We start from the raw sequence: 13,962 nt of genomic DNA on the forward strand, positions 1-13,962 counted from the left end.
GCCGGGGATCAGGCCGCCAGAATGCGGTCCAGCAAGTTGTCCAGCGGGCAGGGCAGGCGGGCGTCGACGTCGCCCATGCCGGTTGCTGACAGGGCGCGGCCTTCATCGCTGGCCAGAACCTGGCGGGTTTCGGTCAGTGACAGCTGGTGAAAGGCCGAGCCTTCAGCAACATCGCCTGCGGGCATCAGCATGCCGCTTTCAGCCCAAACCAGTTCTTCTTCTTCAAATTCGAAATGTATGCGGCCCAGACGTTCCGGCGCGGCGGCGGAAATGCCCTTGTAGCCGGTCAGCGCAATCAGCTTGGCGACAACAACCGGCAGGCCGAACAGGCGTTCGGCGGTGTCCATCTCCAGCGCCACTTTCTGGTCTGAAGGCAGCATCAGGTCGGTGTCGTTGCCCAAAGCACCGGCCGGGACATGCAGGCATGTGGTCAGGCGCGGCACCGCATGGCGCACCGCCTTCACTTCCTGGGCGCCGCCGTCAAAGGTGAACACCATGTCGCCGGGCTTCACGTCGCGGGCCTGCTTAAAGCCTTCTTCGGTCTCTACCAGGGTCGCAGGCAGAAAGCCGCCGCTGCGGACACGGGGGCGTTTCGCAGCCGGGGCCGGCTTCAGGCTCTGCGGCAGGGGATTGGTCAGCAGCAGCACATCAACCGGCTGGTAGTCGGCAAAATCCGTGGTGTGATCCAGCTGCATGTTCATGTCCCTTCTGAGCGTCTTAGCCCGGCGTTTTGCCGTTGAAGCCATCAGGCCCCCGAATTGGGACCAAATTGGGGCGGGCTTGCGTCCCATTTCGGGATGGCGCGATTTTTTTGGGACAAAGCCTTGTTTGCAGGCGGATTGTTAACCCTTTGACGGGGCAGGCTGAGGATTTGTTAAGATTTGCCGCAAGTTTGATGGTCGGGATTTTCGTCGCTCAGAACGTGATTCTATTTGGTTAACAGGGCGTTAACTAGAATTTACCTCGTTAACCACTTGGGACGGCTGCTTGTGGATAACTGTGTGAACGCTTTGAATTCAAAGCAAAACGGGCGCCCAAGAGGCGCCCGTGTTTTCAGCTTAAGGTGGCAATTCCTACGTATTACTGGCCGCAGGACCCGATCAGCGCTTCATACTGTTCGGTGACCCAGCCCAAGGCCTGCTCCGGGTTGCGGTCTTCGATCTTGCCGATCAGGCGTTCGAACACCTCGGCCGAGCGGCTTTCGTCAACCATTGTAAAACTCTGCCCGGTCATCACCACATTGTAGAGGAAAAAGGCAATCGCCACCAAAAGGATGCCGCGCAGCACTCCGAAGAAGAAACCCGCGCCCTGATCCAGCCCGCCAAGCGCCGAGCGCTGCACCAGGGTGGAAAACAGCGGCGTGAAGAAGGAGACCACGATCAGCGCCAAGGCAAACACCGCGGCAAAGGCCGCGATGATTGACAATTCGCAGCTGTCAGCGATGAATTCGCCGATCACCGGAATTTCCGCCATCAGGGGCTCCACCTGCGGCGCAAAGATAAAGGCGAGCACGCCCGCGGCGATCCAGCCTGCGATGGCCATCGCCTCGCGTACGAAGCCACGTGAATAGGCCAGCAGCGCCGATACGACGATGACCAGGGCCACGACCCCGTCGATGATTGTGAAACCTTCCATGTCCCTCGCCCGTTTGCCTGCGATTTCGAAATTTTTGCGACCTTAGCCGGCCCCGAAGAATTCGCCAACAAAACCGGCCAGATCGCTGGACTTTCTCAAGTTCAGGCCGTTCACGGACACAGTTTTATTGCCGCCAGGGGCAATTGCCGCCGTGAAACCAAGTTTTTGCGCCTCTTTCAACCGGTTTTCGGTCTGCGGGGCAGGCCGCAGCGCCCCGGATAGCGAAATTTCTCCGAAAACCACCGTATCGGCGGGCAAAGCCACGTCTTCCCGCGCACTCAGCAATGCTGCGGCTACCGCAAGGTCGGCAGCCGGCTCCGAGATTTTCATGCCGCCCGCCACGTTCAGATAGACGTCCAGACCTGCAAAAGGGATGCCGCAGCGCGCTTCCAAGACTGCCAATATCATCGCCAGCCGCGATGAATCCCAGCCCACAACAGCGCGGCGCGGCTGCGAATGGGGCGAAGGGGCAATCAGCGCCTGCATCTCGACCAAAACGGGCCTTGTGCCCTCGATGCCGGCAAACACCACCGAGCCGGGCGAGGGTTCGCCGCGTTCGGACAGAAACAGGGCTGAGGGGTTGATGACCTCAGCCAGTCCGCCGCCGGTCATCTCAAACACGCCGATCTCGTCCGCCGGGCCAAAGCGGTTCTTGACCGCCCGCAGGATGCGGAACTGGTGGCCGCGTTCCCCTTCGAAATAGAGCACCGTGTCGACCATATGCTCGACCACGCGGGGGCCGGCGATCTGGCCGTCCTTTGTGACATGGCCGACCATGATGATCGACACCCCGTTGCGTTTGGCAAAGGTGGTCAGCTCATGCGCCGCAGCCCGCACCTGGCTGACCGACCCCGGCGCGCTGTCCACGTGGTCGGACCACATGGTCTGGATGGAATCAATGATGGCCAGCTGCGGCTTCTCGGCCTCCAGCGTGGTCAGGATATCGCGCAGGTTGGTCTCAGCCGCAAGCTGCACCGGCGCATCCGCCAGCCCCAGCCGCTGCGCCCGCATCCGCACCTGGGCCGATGCTTCCTCGCCGCTGACATAGATGGTTTTGACACCCGCCTTGGCAAACCGCGCCGCCGCTTGCAGCAAGAGGGTGGATTTGCCGATCCCCGGATCACCACCGACCAGAATGGCCGAGGCCGCCACCAGCCCGCCGCCCAGAACCCGGTCCAGTTCCCCCACACCGCAGCAGGCGCGCGGCGGCGGGATTTCCCGGGTTGCGAGATCGCTCAGCGGGATGGTGCGGCCGCGCTTGACGCCCAGCGACTTTTTCGAGGGGCCAGAACTCAGTCCCTTGTCTTCGGAAATTGTGTTCCATTCGCCGCAGCCTTCGCAGCGGCCCGACCATTTGGAGAAGCTCGCGCCGCAGGCCGAGCAGGAGAAAGATGTTTTTGCCATGCTGGATCAGTGGCAGACGTTTCCGTTTTGTTCAAGGGGTTGCAAACGGGGAGTAAACGGTTTCTCGGCCCCACATTGTGGGTGCGGAGCTCGCCTGCGAGATCTTAGCTATCTCATGGTGGGGAGTGCGTTTCGCAATGTGCGCTGCAAATTCGTTTGTGTGGATGCCGCTCAGAATGCAAGGCCCGCGTGAGGCTTTCTGAACCTGTGATCGAGTGCGCGCTTGTGTCAGGCCTCCGATTGCGGCTCTTCACATGCGCCGCGGGCCGGGATGGTGGTTCGCGGGCCGGGTCCAACACTTCTCAGCGGGCTGAAAGCCCTGTGAATTACGATGGTTTTCCCTGCCCCGATCCGGTCGATCGGTTGTCCATTCAGCTCATGCCTTCCTCACATCCCCGACGTCCAGAGTCTGGCGTCAGCCTTTATGCTTCAGCCAGAGCCGGAGCCCGGTAGTTTTCATCTTTCGTCAGCATCGCCCAGATCTGTCGAGCCATCTTGTTCGCAAGCGCTGTGGCGACCAGTATACGCGGTTTGTGTGACATCAATTTCCCGAGCCACGTTTCCTCAGAAATGCCCCCGCGGGAAGCCCCGACTATGGCGGTCATTGCTCCAATCACCAGCAATCGCCGGATATCGTGCTGTCCGGCCTTGGACACCCTGCCTAAGCGCGCCCGGCCGCCCGAAGAATTCTGTTGGGGAACAAGTCCGAGCCATGCGGCAACGTCGCGCCCACGCCGGAACGTTTCCACCGGGGGTGCGAAAGCCTCAATTGCCATGGCGGTGATTGGGCCGACTCCCGGCATGGTTTGCAGGCGTTTGGCGCGATGGCCTTTCTTCGACACTTCAGAGATCTGTTCGTCGAGCGCGCTGATCTGAGCGCCAAGGCTCTTGATCTGCTGCATTCGGCTGCAACAAGCGATCCTTGCGGCGACAGGCAAGCCATTGCTCTCGTCCTCAAGGACTTGGATCAATTTCGGAAGATGCTGCAATCCAACCGGAGCGATGTAACCGAATTCGTAAAGATGCGAACGCAGCGAATTGACCAACTCTATTCTCTGCGCGACTGCCTTCTGGCGGATGCGGAACACCACGGCACGCGCTTGTTGTTGCGCGGTCTTCGGTTCGACAAAGCGCATTTGCGGCCGGGTCGCAGCCTCGGCAATCGCGTCTGCGTCGGCAGCATCGTTCTTCTGCCGCTTGACATACGGCGTGACATATTGCGGTGAGATCAGCTTCACGACATGGCCAGCCTTTTCTAACTCCCGCGCCCAGTAATGCGCTCCAGGACAGGCCTCCATAGCCAGCGTGCAGCCACGGTGTGCCTCCATATACCGCAGGAACTGCGAGCGCGTGAACTTTTTACGAAACACGACCGCCCCGTCAGCCGCAGCTCCGTGCAACTGAAACACGTTTTTGCGAGATCTATGCCCACTATAGAAACGTTTTCCATGGATGCCTTCTCCTCTCTTGCCTTTGGCTAACAACACCACAAGCTTGGCATATCGCGGTGCCGACGGGGGAGAGCGGCATCCACCCCATCTTCTCAAATCGTTGGGGGTCGGGATCTACGCATCGGGTCACCGGCGTTGGCCGGATGCGGTGAAGGCGCAGGCCGTTGCGGATACGCTTGAGCCAGGCGCGACAGTGAATGCCATGTCGGCGCGGTATGGAGTTCTTCCGAACCAGCTGCCGGCTTGGCGCCGGTTGGTGAAGCAGGGAAAACTGGTTTTGCCAGCGGCGGAGGCTGACGGCACGGTTTTCGCCCCGCTGGTGGTCTTCGATGTGCCGGAGACGCCGGCGGTACCGGACATTGCCGCATCCGAAGAGGAGATCCGGATCCTCTCGGGCCTAGTCAGGATTGAGCTGGCGCCCGGCACGCCCGCAGCCCGGATCGCCGAGATCGTCCATGCGCCCGGGGCCACGCCATGCTGATGCCCTCGCAGGGCGTCCGGATACTGGTGGCGGCGAAGCCGGTGGATTTCCGCAACTATGTGGCGACGATTACTATGCGGAGCCGTGTACATCGCCTCTTGGATTGTGGCTTTTTTACAGCCGGTTAGGCAGAACAAACAGGCACATGCGCCCCGCATAACTATGCTCTCCCGCGATGGTTTCACACCTTGAGGAGAGAGAAGATGACTGACCAATACCGTAATCGCTGGTTCCTGGATCCGGGGCCGGTTTCGTTGTGGATCGATCAGTTCGCGGACGAGCTTGGCGCTCAGAGGTATTCGCCGCTGACCATTGAAGGCTACAGGGCATCGGCACGCCATTTCGCGGTTTGGCTGGAAAGCACCGGCATACCGATGGTCAGCGTCGATGATGGAGTTGTTCGTCGCTTCGCCGAACACCAGTGCCAATGTCCCGGCGGGCGGCGATGGCAGCATGTCTCACCAAAGTATGCGCGACGTGCCAGAAGGTTTGTTGTTTTCCTACAAGGTGCGGGCGTCGCACCTCCGCCGTTGAAGGCCGCGCCAGAATTTCCCTTGCTTGACGACTATCAGCACTGGCTGCGTTTGCATCGGGGTTTGGCGGAACGGACAGTTTCCCGTCATCTCCGCATCCTCAATAAGCTGTTGCCGGAACTCGGTACAGCGACCCACGATTATGATGCTGCCCGGATACGTTTTGTTGTCCGCAAATGGCGGGGGCAAACCGGTCCGGCCGGCCTGAGAACCATAACAAGCGCCTTGCGAAGCTATCTTCGCTTTCTCGCCGGCGCGGGCTTGTGCCGTCCCAACCTCGATCACGCCATTCCGCCGGTCATACAATGGCGTCTTTCGTCGTTGCCGCGGTATCTGGCAGCCGCAGATGTGGAACGTGTCATTGCATCCTGCGATCAGCTTGCCCGGGGGCGCCTGCGGGACCGGGCGATCCTGCTCCTTCTGGCGCGCCTGGGGGTGCGGGCCGGGGATGTCGCTGGTCTCAGACTGGGCGATATCGACTGGAACGCCGGTATCCTGAAGTTGAGTGGCAAGGCGCGTCGCCAGGTTCGGCTGCCGTTGCCGCAAGATGTAGGCGATGCGCTTCTCGCGTATATCGAACAGGAACGCCCGCGCATGCCTCAGGACGCGGTCTTTCTCATGATGGTCGCCCCTACCGCTCATTTGAGCAATCATGCCACGTCTCGGCCATTGTGGCGCTGGCATTAAAGCGCGCCGGCATTTCCGATCCGCCATCGAGCGGAGCGAGCTTGCTGCGCCACTCCGCGGCAACTTCGATGCTGCGGTCGGGGGCCACATTGGAAGCTGTCGGCACGGTTCTGCGCCACCGCTCGCTTGATATGACTGCGCATTACGCCAAGGTCGGTATCGCGATGCTGGAACAGATCGCTCAACCCTGGCCGGGAGAATTGACATGCTGAGTCAACTCCTCGCCGATCATGTCGCGCTGCACCAGGCGCTGGGGTTGAAATTCCGTACCCAAGGCAGTCTTCTACGCAACTTCGTTGCCTTTGCCGAGAGCCGCAGTGAGCATGTCGTAACAACAGCCACCGTGCAAGAATGGGCACTACAGGCATCTTCTCCAGAACAACGTCGCAACCGGCTTTTGACAGTACGTCGCTTCGCGCGCGCGCTTAATGCCGAAGATCCGAGCCATGAAGTTCCCTCCGCCGATCTCTTCGGCCGTGCCAGCCGCAAGCGGCGCACGCCTTACATCTACAGTCCCAGTGATATCCAACGGCTGATCGACGCCGCCCAGAGGCTTGGCCCCGCTGGCTCGATCCGGCCGCTCACCTACGCCACGATGTTCGGGTTGATTGCGGCAACAGGCATGCGCGTTTCAGAGGCCATCGCCATTCGATTGCCGGACGTGACCGATGACGGCCTGATCATTGCCCAGACCAAGTTTAAGAAGAGCCGGCTGTTGCCACTGCATCCAACGACTCGACGCGCTCTTGACGGGTATCTTACGATGCGTCTGAAGGCGGCCAGCCCGAGCGGCACACTTTTCCTTTCGCATCAGGGCACGCCGCTCGCCTATTCGACAGTCGCAACGGTATTCCTCCAGATCACGCGGTCAATCGGCTTGCGCGGTGCGGCAGGAACACCGGGCCCCAGGATTCATGATCTGCGCCACACATTTGCTGTTCGCTCCCTTGAGGCCTGTGCGCACGATTCCAAAGCCGTGGCGCGGCATATCACGGCCCTCAGTACCTATTTGGGGCATGCCCATGTCACCGATACATACTGGTATCCTCGAGGTAACACCCGAGCTGATGACACACATGGCAGCTGACGGCGAGAGGCTGCATTGCGGGGTGACGGCATGGCCCAGCTTGCCCAGCACCTCGCCGCCTTCCTGCGCAACCATCTTCCCAATGAAAGACGCGCAAGCGTTCATACCTGCGATGCCTATGCCTACAGCTTCCAACTGCTGGTGACATTCGCCGCCGGGCGATTGAGAAAGCGGCCGTGCCTGCTGCAGATCGAAGACATCGACGTGCCCACGATCCTTGCCTTTCTCGAGCACATCGAACAGACGCGAGGCAACAAGGCCCGTACGCGCAACGCAAGGCTGGCAGCCGTAAAGTCCTTCTTTCGCTATCTCGAGCACCGAGTACCTGCCATGCTGCATCTGGCTTTTGCCGGAGGGCTGCGCGTTTCCGAACTCATCAGCGCCGGGCTCAACCAGTTTGACGGGCGGTCCCCTGCCAGCATCCATATCATTGGCAAAGGACGAAGGGAGCGCGTGCTGCCGCTCTGGCAGGAAACCGCTGCCGCAATTCGCGCCTGGATCGCGATCAGACCCGAAGTCGGCGACACCGCGCTCTTCCTGAACAATGCCGGTCGAATGATGACGCGTGCCGGTTTCGAATACATTCTCGAGAAACATGCCAATACGGCTGCCCGCATCGCGCCCACCCTGGCGGCCAAATCGATAACGCCCCATGTTCTGCGGCACAGCTGCGCAATGCACCATGCTTCAGGCGACCCGGGACATTCGCAAGGTCGCACTGTGGCTTGGTCACGCCACGCTCCAGAGCACCGAGATCTACTTGCGCGCCGACCCAACCGAAAAACTCGAGATGCTTGACGCTCTGGAGCCGCTCGGCATCAAGCCGGGCAAGTTCCGGCCACCGGACAAACTGCTCGCGATGCTTTCCGCGCGGTAGAATAGTTATGCGGAGTCAATGTAGGCGGAACCGTCCGAAAAAGTGCCGGTCTGCTTCTTCGGCTCCGCATAATAATCGTCGCCACATAGTTGCGGTTATGCAGAGGACTGCATAACCGCAAGGGTATGGACGGGCTTGCCGCGCTTGTGCGGTCAGCGCTGGCCGAGGATCCGTTCACCGGAGCGGTCTTAGTGTTCCGCGCCAAGCGGGCAGACAGGATGAAGATCCTGTTCTGGGACGGCAGTGGCTTGGTCATGGCCTGCAAGCGGCTGGAGGAGAGTAGCTTCACCTGGCCTGCCATCAGCGACGGGGCGGTGACCTTGAACCGCGCCCGATCCGAGGCGCTGTTAGCCGGGCTGGACTGGCGGAGGGTACGATCCCTGGAGGCACGCCGCCCAGCTGTGGCAGAGTGACTCGGGGGGACGGAAAGACAGCCCGCCGCAGACCGGAGCAGAGTATGATCCGGCCATGTCCAGCGCCCCGCCAATTGACTTAGGCCCGGGGGCGTGCCGGGCAGAACGCGGAACAAATCCTGCAAGGCTTCGGCGGCATCCTGCAGCTGCCCTCCCGGCAGCATCCTGCGGATACGCCTGCCGGGTGGCAGACGGCTATACCGGCTGCAACCGGCTGACGCGCCCCTCGCGGACAGGCGGCGCGCCGATCACGGTCGCGCATTGCTGGGCGCATGCCCGCAGGAAGCTCAAGGAGGTCTTCGACCGCGGCGGCTCGGGGATCGCCGCCGAGGGCTTGCGCCGAATCGCAGAGTTCTACCGCATCGATGGTTAGATCCGCAGCATGGGTCCTGGTCAGCGCCTTTCTGCCCGGCACGCCCGCACCGTGCCACTGGTGACCGGGTTCGGACAATGGCTGCAGCTCCAGCGCGGCCGGATCTCGTCGAAGCCACTCCTGGGCGAGAAGTTGGCCTGCATCCACCGCCAATGGAATGGCCTGCAGACCTCCCTCCGCGACGGTCGCGTCGAGACCGGCTCCAATGCCCCCTCCCGGCAGATTGCTTCGCAATCGCCTGCCGGGCAGTGGTGCGAGAACCTGATCCGCCCTATCGCATTGACGAGGAGAAATGCGCTTTTTGCCGGCCACGGCGAAGGCGGCCGCGCCTGGGGCCGCGTCGCGTCGCTCATCGCGCGGTGAAGATCAACGGCGTCGGGCCCTTCGCCTCCCTCAAGGCAACCCTCGAAGCCATCGCTGCCGGTCAGCCAGCCAGCCGGGTCGACGAGCTACTCCCCTGGAACTTACAGCCGTCAAGCTGATTCAGGGTGACGTGCAAACACCGCTTACATCGGGAGCGCGCCATTGGCGCAGATTGCCGTAGAAAATGCGAAGCTCTGCCTCGCGCTCCGGGATATTTTGGGCCAGAAGAATTTTGGCCAGAAGAATGATGGATCCAGTCTTCTTTCTGGTCGAAAATACTCCGGGCGAGACCCGAAGGGCCGGGGGCAGAGCCCCCTGCAATGTGTTTGCCCTCGCGCGTCCGGACGACGGGCCCCCTCAGTCGGCGCGGCGGGGCGGCTGGATTGGCACGACGCTGCCGGGCTGCGGATCCGACCCATCCGGCGGGCTTTGCAATTGCGCCGACAGTTCCGGCAGCAATTCGAACAGCTCGCCGCGCAGCCGGCCCAGATGCGACTTGGCAATGCTTTCCTCTATGTCCACATCGCGGGTCCATTGGCGCAGCTCATGCATGACGATCTGGGCATCCTCCAGCCGCGCCTTGAATGTCTCCAGCTCCTCCTGCCGCTGCTGCAGGAACAGCCGGGCGCGGGCCACCCTGGCGTCGGAATAGGTCTCTGCCAGCTCGTGGCTGACCTGGCTCATCTGCGACGCCACTTCCAGCACCTGCGGTTCCAGCCCGGCCAAATCGGGGTGGGCACGCAGAAAGGCGAGCCGCTCCTTCACCGCGTCAAACTCGGACGCCAGCGTAAAGACCCCGCCGCGGTCGGCAGCATGGGCAAGCTGATAGGCTTGCAGCACATCCTCCATCTGCATGGAAAACCGCCGGTGCGAGGTTTCCAGCGCCAGGATGCGCCCGTTGGCAGGCAGGAAAAAGGCGAGCATCACCGCCAGCGCCGTCAGGGTGATTTGCGCTGCCATCCCGGCCTGCGGGTAGATATCAGCGCCAACCCCGGCTTGCAGGCTGAGCCAGGGCCAGATGCCCGCGGCCGACAGCCCGGTGGCCGCCAGCGCCGCCAGCGCGCCAAAGCAGATCAGCAGGAACGTCAGCCGCATGAATGCGGTCTGGGCAGTGAACAGGATTGATTGAACGCCGGACATAGGTCCCCCTCCAGCAGCAATGCAACAGATGCGGGGGTGGCGGGCTGCGGGGGACACCCGTCAACCGGGCGCAGCGTGCCGGACCCCTGCGATACAGGTGTTCGGCCCTACGAAATGGAGCGGTTTGGCACCGGATCAAGCTTTCAGTCCGGTGTTTTCCCAATCTTTGCAGTGCGTTCAGTCAGCATTCCCAGCGCCAGCGAGGCCAGGATGCAAGCCGTGAACAGGTACAGGCCCCAGGCGGTCTCGATCGTCGCCAGGCCGATCCCCTTTGCCAGAGTGATGTAGAGCGCAATCAGAAAGACATCGGCCATCGCCAGCTTGCCCAGCACATGCAGGACCGGCTGTACCCGTGTATCCAGCAGGCCCCACTGCACCAGCGCAAGGCCGATGGTCTTGAGGTAGGGGGCAAAGATCGCAAAAAACGTCACGATCAACGCCAGTACCGCGTCACTGCCCCATAATGATTGCAGCCCGGTGAGCACTGAGATTTCGCTGAGACCGAAGATTGGCAGCAACCCCGCACGCATCAGCGGCGCAAACCAGGCGACGGGGTAGAGGATCAGCAGCGACAGGGTGAGGAAGCGGAGGAACACCCTAATTTTGCTCGCTTCTTAAACGGGAGATGCTGCGCCGCACAAACGAAAAAACAAAACAAGAAAGTGCCGCCCACAACAATAGGATTGTGCCGGCAGCCCAGGCACTATTTGGCAGCAAGCTATCAATTGCCTCAATGCCGAGCTTGGCAACTGCGATGACTGCAAGCATGGCGCCTAAAAGCCGCGCTATAGCTTTTTTGAAAAATCTCCTGCGCAACAGAGGGGCATCGATATACGGGCCTCTAGCCACATCCAGCCAAACGCTTAGAAAGAACACCAGCACGATAGTGCCAAGTGCGCTCGAAAAGATTTCCATTTCTACCTCACCGCCTCGATCGGTCCCTCCGCGCGGCCGTGGATGAATTGCTCCATGTATGGATCGCCCGACTGGTCCATATCCCCAACCTGGCCGGTCCATTGGATCACCCCGTCATGCAGCATCGCCACATTGTCGGCAATCGCGCGGACCGAGGTCATGTCGTGGGTGATGGTCATCGCAGTGGCGCCCATCTCCACCACAATCTCTCGGATCAGGTCGTTGATCACGCCGGACATGATCGGGTCCAGCCCGGTGGTCGGCTCGTCGAAAAAGATGATCTCGGGCTCCGCCGCAATCGCGCGGGCCAGCCCCACTCGTTTCTGCATGCCACCCGACAGCTCGGCAGGCAGACGGTCGGCAACATTGGCCTTCAGCCCCACGCGGCGCAGCTTTTCAATGGCGATCTCGCGGGCTTCCTCAGCTGGGCGCTTCAGCGCACCGCGCAAGAGGCGGAAGGCGACGTTCTGCCAGACCGGCAGCGAGTCAAACAGCGCGCCGCCCTGAAACAGCATCCCGAAACGCGCCAGAAACTTGTCGCGGTCGCCCGACCCGGACGGCCTGCCATCAACATAGATCTCGCCGCTGTCGGGCTGGATCAGCCCCAGCACGCTTTTCAGGGCCACTGACTTCCCGGTGCCGGAGCCGCCGATGATCACCATCGAGGTGCCCTTAGCGATCTCCAGGTTCATGCCGTTCAGCACGTGGTTGTCGTCAAAGGCCTTGCGGACGTTTTCCATGCGGATCATAGCGAGAAGAACACCCCTGTGAGGACAAAGTTGGCGGCCAGGATCAGCACCGCGGCGGATTCCACCGATCCCTTGGTGGCGCGGCCTACACCCTGGGCGCCGCGGCCCGATTGCATGCCGTAATAGCAGCCCATCATCGCCGCGATGGTGCCAAAGGCAGCCCCCTTGGTCAGCGAGGAAATGATGTCGAGCGGCTCCAGGAAGTCGACGGTGTTCTTGAGGTAGGCCGCGGAGTTGAAGCCAAGGTTCTGCACCGCAACCGTATAGCCGCCCATGATGCCGATGATGTCGCCGACGCCGACCAGTACCGGCACTGTAATCAGCGCCGCCAGTACCCGCGGCGCCACCAGGTATTTCATCGGATGTGTGGAGAGTGTCACCAGCGCGTCGATCTGCTCGGTCACCTTCATGGTGGCGATCTCGGCTGCAATGGAGGAAGTTACGCGGGCCGCGATCATCAGCCCGACCAGTACCGGTCCCAGCTCACGCACCATGCCGATGGCGACGATCTGCGGCACTACGGCCTCGGCATTAAAGCGCGCGCCGCCGGCGTAGATTTGCAGCGCCAGCGCGCCGCCAGTGAAAATTGCGGTCAGGCCCACGACGGGCAGCGACAGCCAGCCGATGTTCAACAGGGCTTGCAGGAATTCGCGCGGGTAATAGGGCGGGCGGACCATATGGCTGAACGCCCGCAGCGCAAACAATGCGGCGCGGCCCACAGCAGACAGCCCGGCCAAAGCGGTGCGGCCCAACCGGGCCAGAAAGGCAATCGGGTTCATCCCTGGTATGTCCGTGCATAGCGGTGGCCGGTGGACGTCAGGATCTCATAACCAATGGTGCCCGCCGCATCGGCCAGGGAGTCCACGGTCTGCTGTTCATTGAGGATCGTCAGCGCATCCGGCACCTCGGCCAAGTCCGTTACATCCACTGTGATAAGATCCATCGAGACCCGGCCTACCACGGGGCAGGGGATTGTCCCGGCAAAGACCCGAATGCCGCCATTGCCCATCGCCCGGTGCAAGCCATCGGCATAACCCGCGGCCACGGTGGCAATGCGGCTGGGGCGCTGGGCGGACCAGCTGTTGCCATACCCGGCAGTTTCACCCGGCTCCAGATCGCGCAGCTGAATGACCGGCAGATCCAGCTGCACCACCGGCACCGCGTCCTTGAACGGCAGCCCGCCGTACAGGCCGATACCGGGGCGGCAGAGATCGAAATGGTAATCGGGACCCAGCAGCATGCCGCCGGTCGCGGCCAGCGAGCGGGGGATTTCCAGCCCGTCGGTCATATCGCGGAAGGTTTGCAGCTGCTGCACATTCATCGCGTGGCCCGGCTCATCAGCGCAGGCCAGATGCGACATCAGCAGCACCGGGTTCTGGCCCAGGGCAATCTCCGCCACCGCGGCCCATTCGCCATGCTCCATCCCCAGCCGGTTCATGCCGCTGTCGAGCTGCACCCCGAACGGGTGGCCCGGCAGAGCCTCGAAATGGCGCAGCATCTGATCCAGCGAATTCAGCATCGGCGTCAGGTGGAAATCCTTCAACAGTTTGGTGTCGCCCGCCATATGGCCGGAAAACACTGAAATCCCGGGGCCGGGGCCAAGCGCGCGGCGCAGCGCGCCGCCTTCCTCGGCAGCTGCCACAAAGAAATTGCGCACACCTGCCTTGGCCAGCGCCTTGCCGACGCGGCCTGCATCCAGGCCATAGCCGTTCGCCTTGACCACGGCTGCGGTTTCGCAGGTGGTCAGCGCATCCAGATTCCGCCAGTTGGTGACCAGCGCATCCAGGTTGATTGTCAATCTTGCCGTGCTCATGCGGTGTTCATGACACGGGGAACCCGCAGGTCAAGGGGGAA

Annotated in this window: 15 protein-coding genes and 2 pseudogenes; 7 read left to right on the forward strand and 10 right to left on the reverse strand. The window is 61.8% G+C overall.

What is annotated here, in order from left to right:
* Positions 1-8: 8 nt before the first annotated feature.
* The 4 genes and pseudogenes from AQUI_RS0116320 to AQUI_RS28195 form a co-directional block, all read right to left on the reverse strand.
* Positions 9-695, reverse strand: coding sequence for a Hint domain-containing protein (locus tag AQUI_RS0116320; RefSeq protein ID WP_027258466.1), 687 nt, complete (start codon positions 693-695; stop codon positions 9-11).
* Between the two features lie 385 nt (positions 696-1,080).
* Positions 1,081-1,635, reverse strand: a complete 555-nt coding sequence (locus AQUI_RS0116325; protein WP_027258467.1) for a CvpA family protein — start codon at positions 1,633-1,635, stop codon at positions 1,081-1,083.
* Positions 1,636-1,677: 42 nt separating this feature from the next.
* Complete coding sequence (gene radA, locus AQUI_RS0116330; protein WP_027258468.1) at positions 1,678-3,039, reverse strand: DNA repair protein RadA; 1,362 nt, start codon at positions 3,037-3,039, stop codon at positions 1,678-1,680.
* A 422-nt stretch (positions 3,040-3,461) separates the two neighbouring features.
* Positions 3,462-4,489: pseudogene (locus AQUI_RS28195) on the reverse strand (IS110 family RNA-guided transposase).
* 2 nt (positions 4,490-4,491) lie between these two features.
* Between AQUI_RS28195 and AQUI_RS0116340 the strand changes: the two are divergent.
* From AQUI_RS0116340 to AQUI_RS30125, 7 genes and pseudogenes are all read left to right on the forward strand, one after another.
* Positions 4,492-4,971 (forward strand): transposase, encoded by a 480-nt coding sequence (locus AQUI_RS0116340; protein WP_156916853.1) that lies wholly within the window; start codon positions 4,492-4,494, stop codon positions 4,969-4,971.
* A gap of 203 nt (positions 4,972-5,174) precedes the next feature.
* Complete coding sequence (locus AQUI_RS28200) at positions 5,175-6,191, forward strand: tyrosine-type recombinase/integrase (RefSeq protein WP_211236001.1); 1,017 nt, start codon at positions 5,175-5,177, stop codon at positions 6,189-6,191.
* A complete protein-coding gene (locus AQUI_RS32265) occupies positions 6,176-6,403 on the forward strand; it encodes a tyrosine-type recombinase/integrase (RefSeq protein ID WP_211236021.1) in 228 nt (75 codons plus the stop codon). Before AQUI_RS28200 ends, AQUI_RS32265 begins: the two co-directional genes overlap by 16 nt.
* The gene (locus tag AQUI_RS28205; protein WP_035920041.1) at positions 6,397-7,278 is read left to right on the forward strand and encodes a tyrosine-type recombinase/integrase; all 882 of its coding nucleotides are present in this window, start codon (positions 6,397-6,399) and stop codon (positions 7,276-7,278) included. Before AQUI_RS32265 ends, AQUI_RS28205 begins: the two co-directional genes overlap by 7 nt.
* Before the next feature lie 30 nt (positions 7,279-7,308).
* Positions 7,309-8,076, forward strand: coding sequence for a tyrosine-type recombinase/integrase (locus AQUI_RS28210; RefSeq protein ID WP_245596933.1), 768 nt, complete (start codon positions 7,309-7,311; stop codon positions 8,074-8,076).
* A gap of 204 nt (positions 8,077-8,280) precedes the next feature.
* The gene (gene tnpB / locus AQUI_RS0116365) at positions 8,281-8,568 is read left to right on the forward strand and encodes an IS66 family insertion sequence element accessory protein TnpB (protein WP_156916854.1); all 288 of its coding nucleotides are present in this window, start codon (positions 8,281-8,283) and stop codon (positions 8,566-8,568) included.
* Between the two features lie 92 nt (positions 8,569-8,660).
* Positions 8,661-9,423, forward strand: a pseudogene (locus AQUI_RS30125) (IS66 family transposase); the annotation flags it as partial.
* Positions 9,424-9,661: 238 nt separating this feature from the next.
* Here AQUI_RS30125 and AQUI_RS0116380 read toward each other — a convergent pair.
* The 6 genes from AQUI_RS0116380 to alr all read right to left on the reverse strand — a co-directional run bounded on the left by AQUI_RS0116380 (position 9,662) and on the right by alr (position 13,921).
* Positions 9,662-10,444, reverse strand: a complete 783-nt coding sequence (locus tag AQUI_RS0116380; RefSeq protein ID WP_027258475.1) for a hypothetical protein — start codon at positions 10,442-10,444, stop codon at positions 9,662-9,664.
* Positions 10,445-10,587: 143 nt separating this feature from the next.
* A complete protein-coding gene (locus tag AQUI_RS0116385) occupies positions 10,588-11,040 on the reverse strand; it encodes a paraquat-inducible protein A (protein ID WP_027258476.1) in 453 nt (150 codons plus the stop codon).
* A 1-nt stretch (position 11,041) separates the two neighbouring features.
* Positions 11,042-11,359, reverse strand: coding sequence for a hypothetical protein (locus AQUI_RS0116390; protein WP_027258477.1), 318 nt, complete (start codon positions 11,357-11,359; stop codon positions 11,042-11,044).
* Positions 11,360-11,361: 2 nt separating this feature from the next.
* Positions 11,362-12,108 carry an ABC transporter ATP-binding protein gene (locus tag AQUI_RS0116395; RefSeq protein ID WP_027258478.1) on the reverse strand — a complete coding sequence of 249 codons (747 nt, stop codon included), beginning with the start codon at positions 12,106-12,108 and terminating at the stop codon, positions 11,362-11,364.
* The gene (locus AQUI_RS0116400; RefSeq protein ID WP_027258479.1) at positions 12,105-12,887 is read right to left on the reverse strand and encodes an MlaE family ABC transporter permease; all 783 of its coding nucleotides are present in this window, start codon (positions 12,885-12,887) and stop codon (positions 12,105-12,107) included. The genes AQUI_RS0116395 and AQUI_RS0116400 overlap by 4 nt, the downstream gene beginning before the upstream one ends.
* Positions 12,884-13,921: an alanine racemase gene (gene alr, locus AQUI_RS0116405; RefSeq protein ID WP_027258480.1), complete on the reverse strand. Its 1,038-nt coding sequence runs from the start codon at positions 13,919-13,921 to the stop codon at positions 12,884-12,886. Before alr ends, AQUI_RS0116400 begins: the two co-directional genes overlap by 4 nt.
* Positions 13,922-13,962 lie beyond the last annotated feature (41 nt).

Origin of the sequence: Leisingera aquimarina DSM 24565, from assembly GCF_000473165.1 — a bacterium.
Classification (GTDB): Bacteria; Pseudomonadota; Alphaproteobacteria; order Rhodobacterales; family Rhodobacteraceae; genus Leisingera; species Leisingera aquimarina.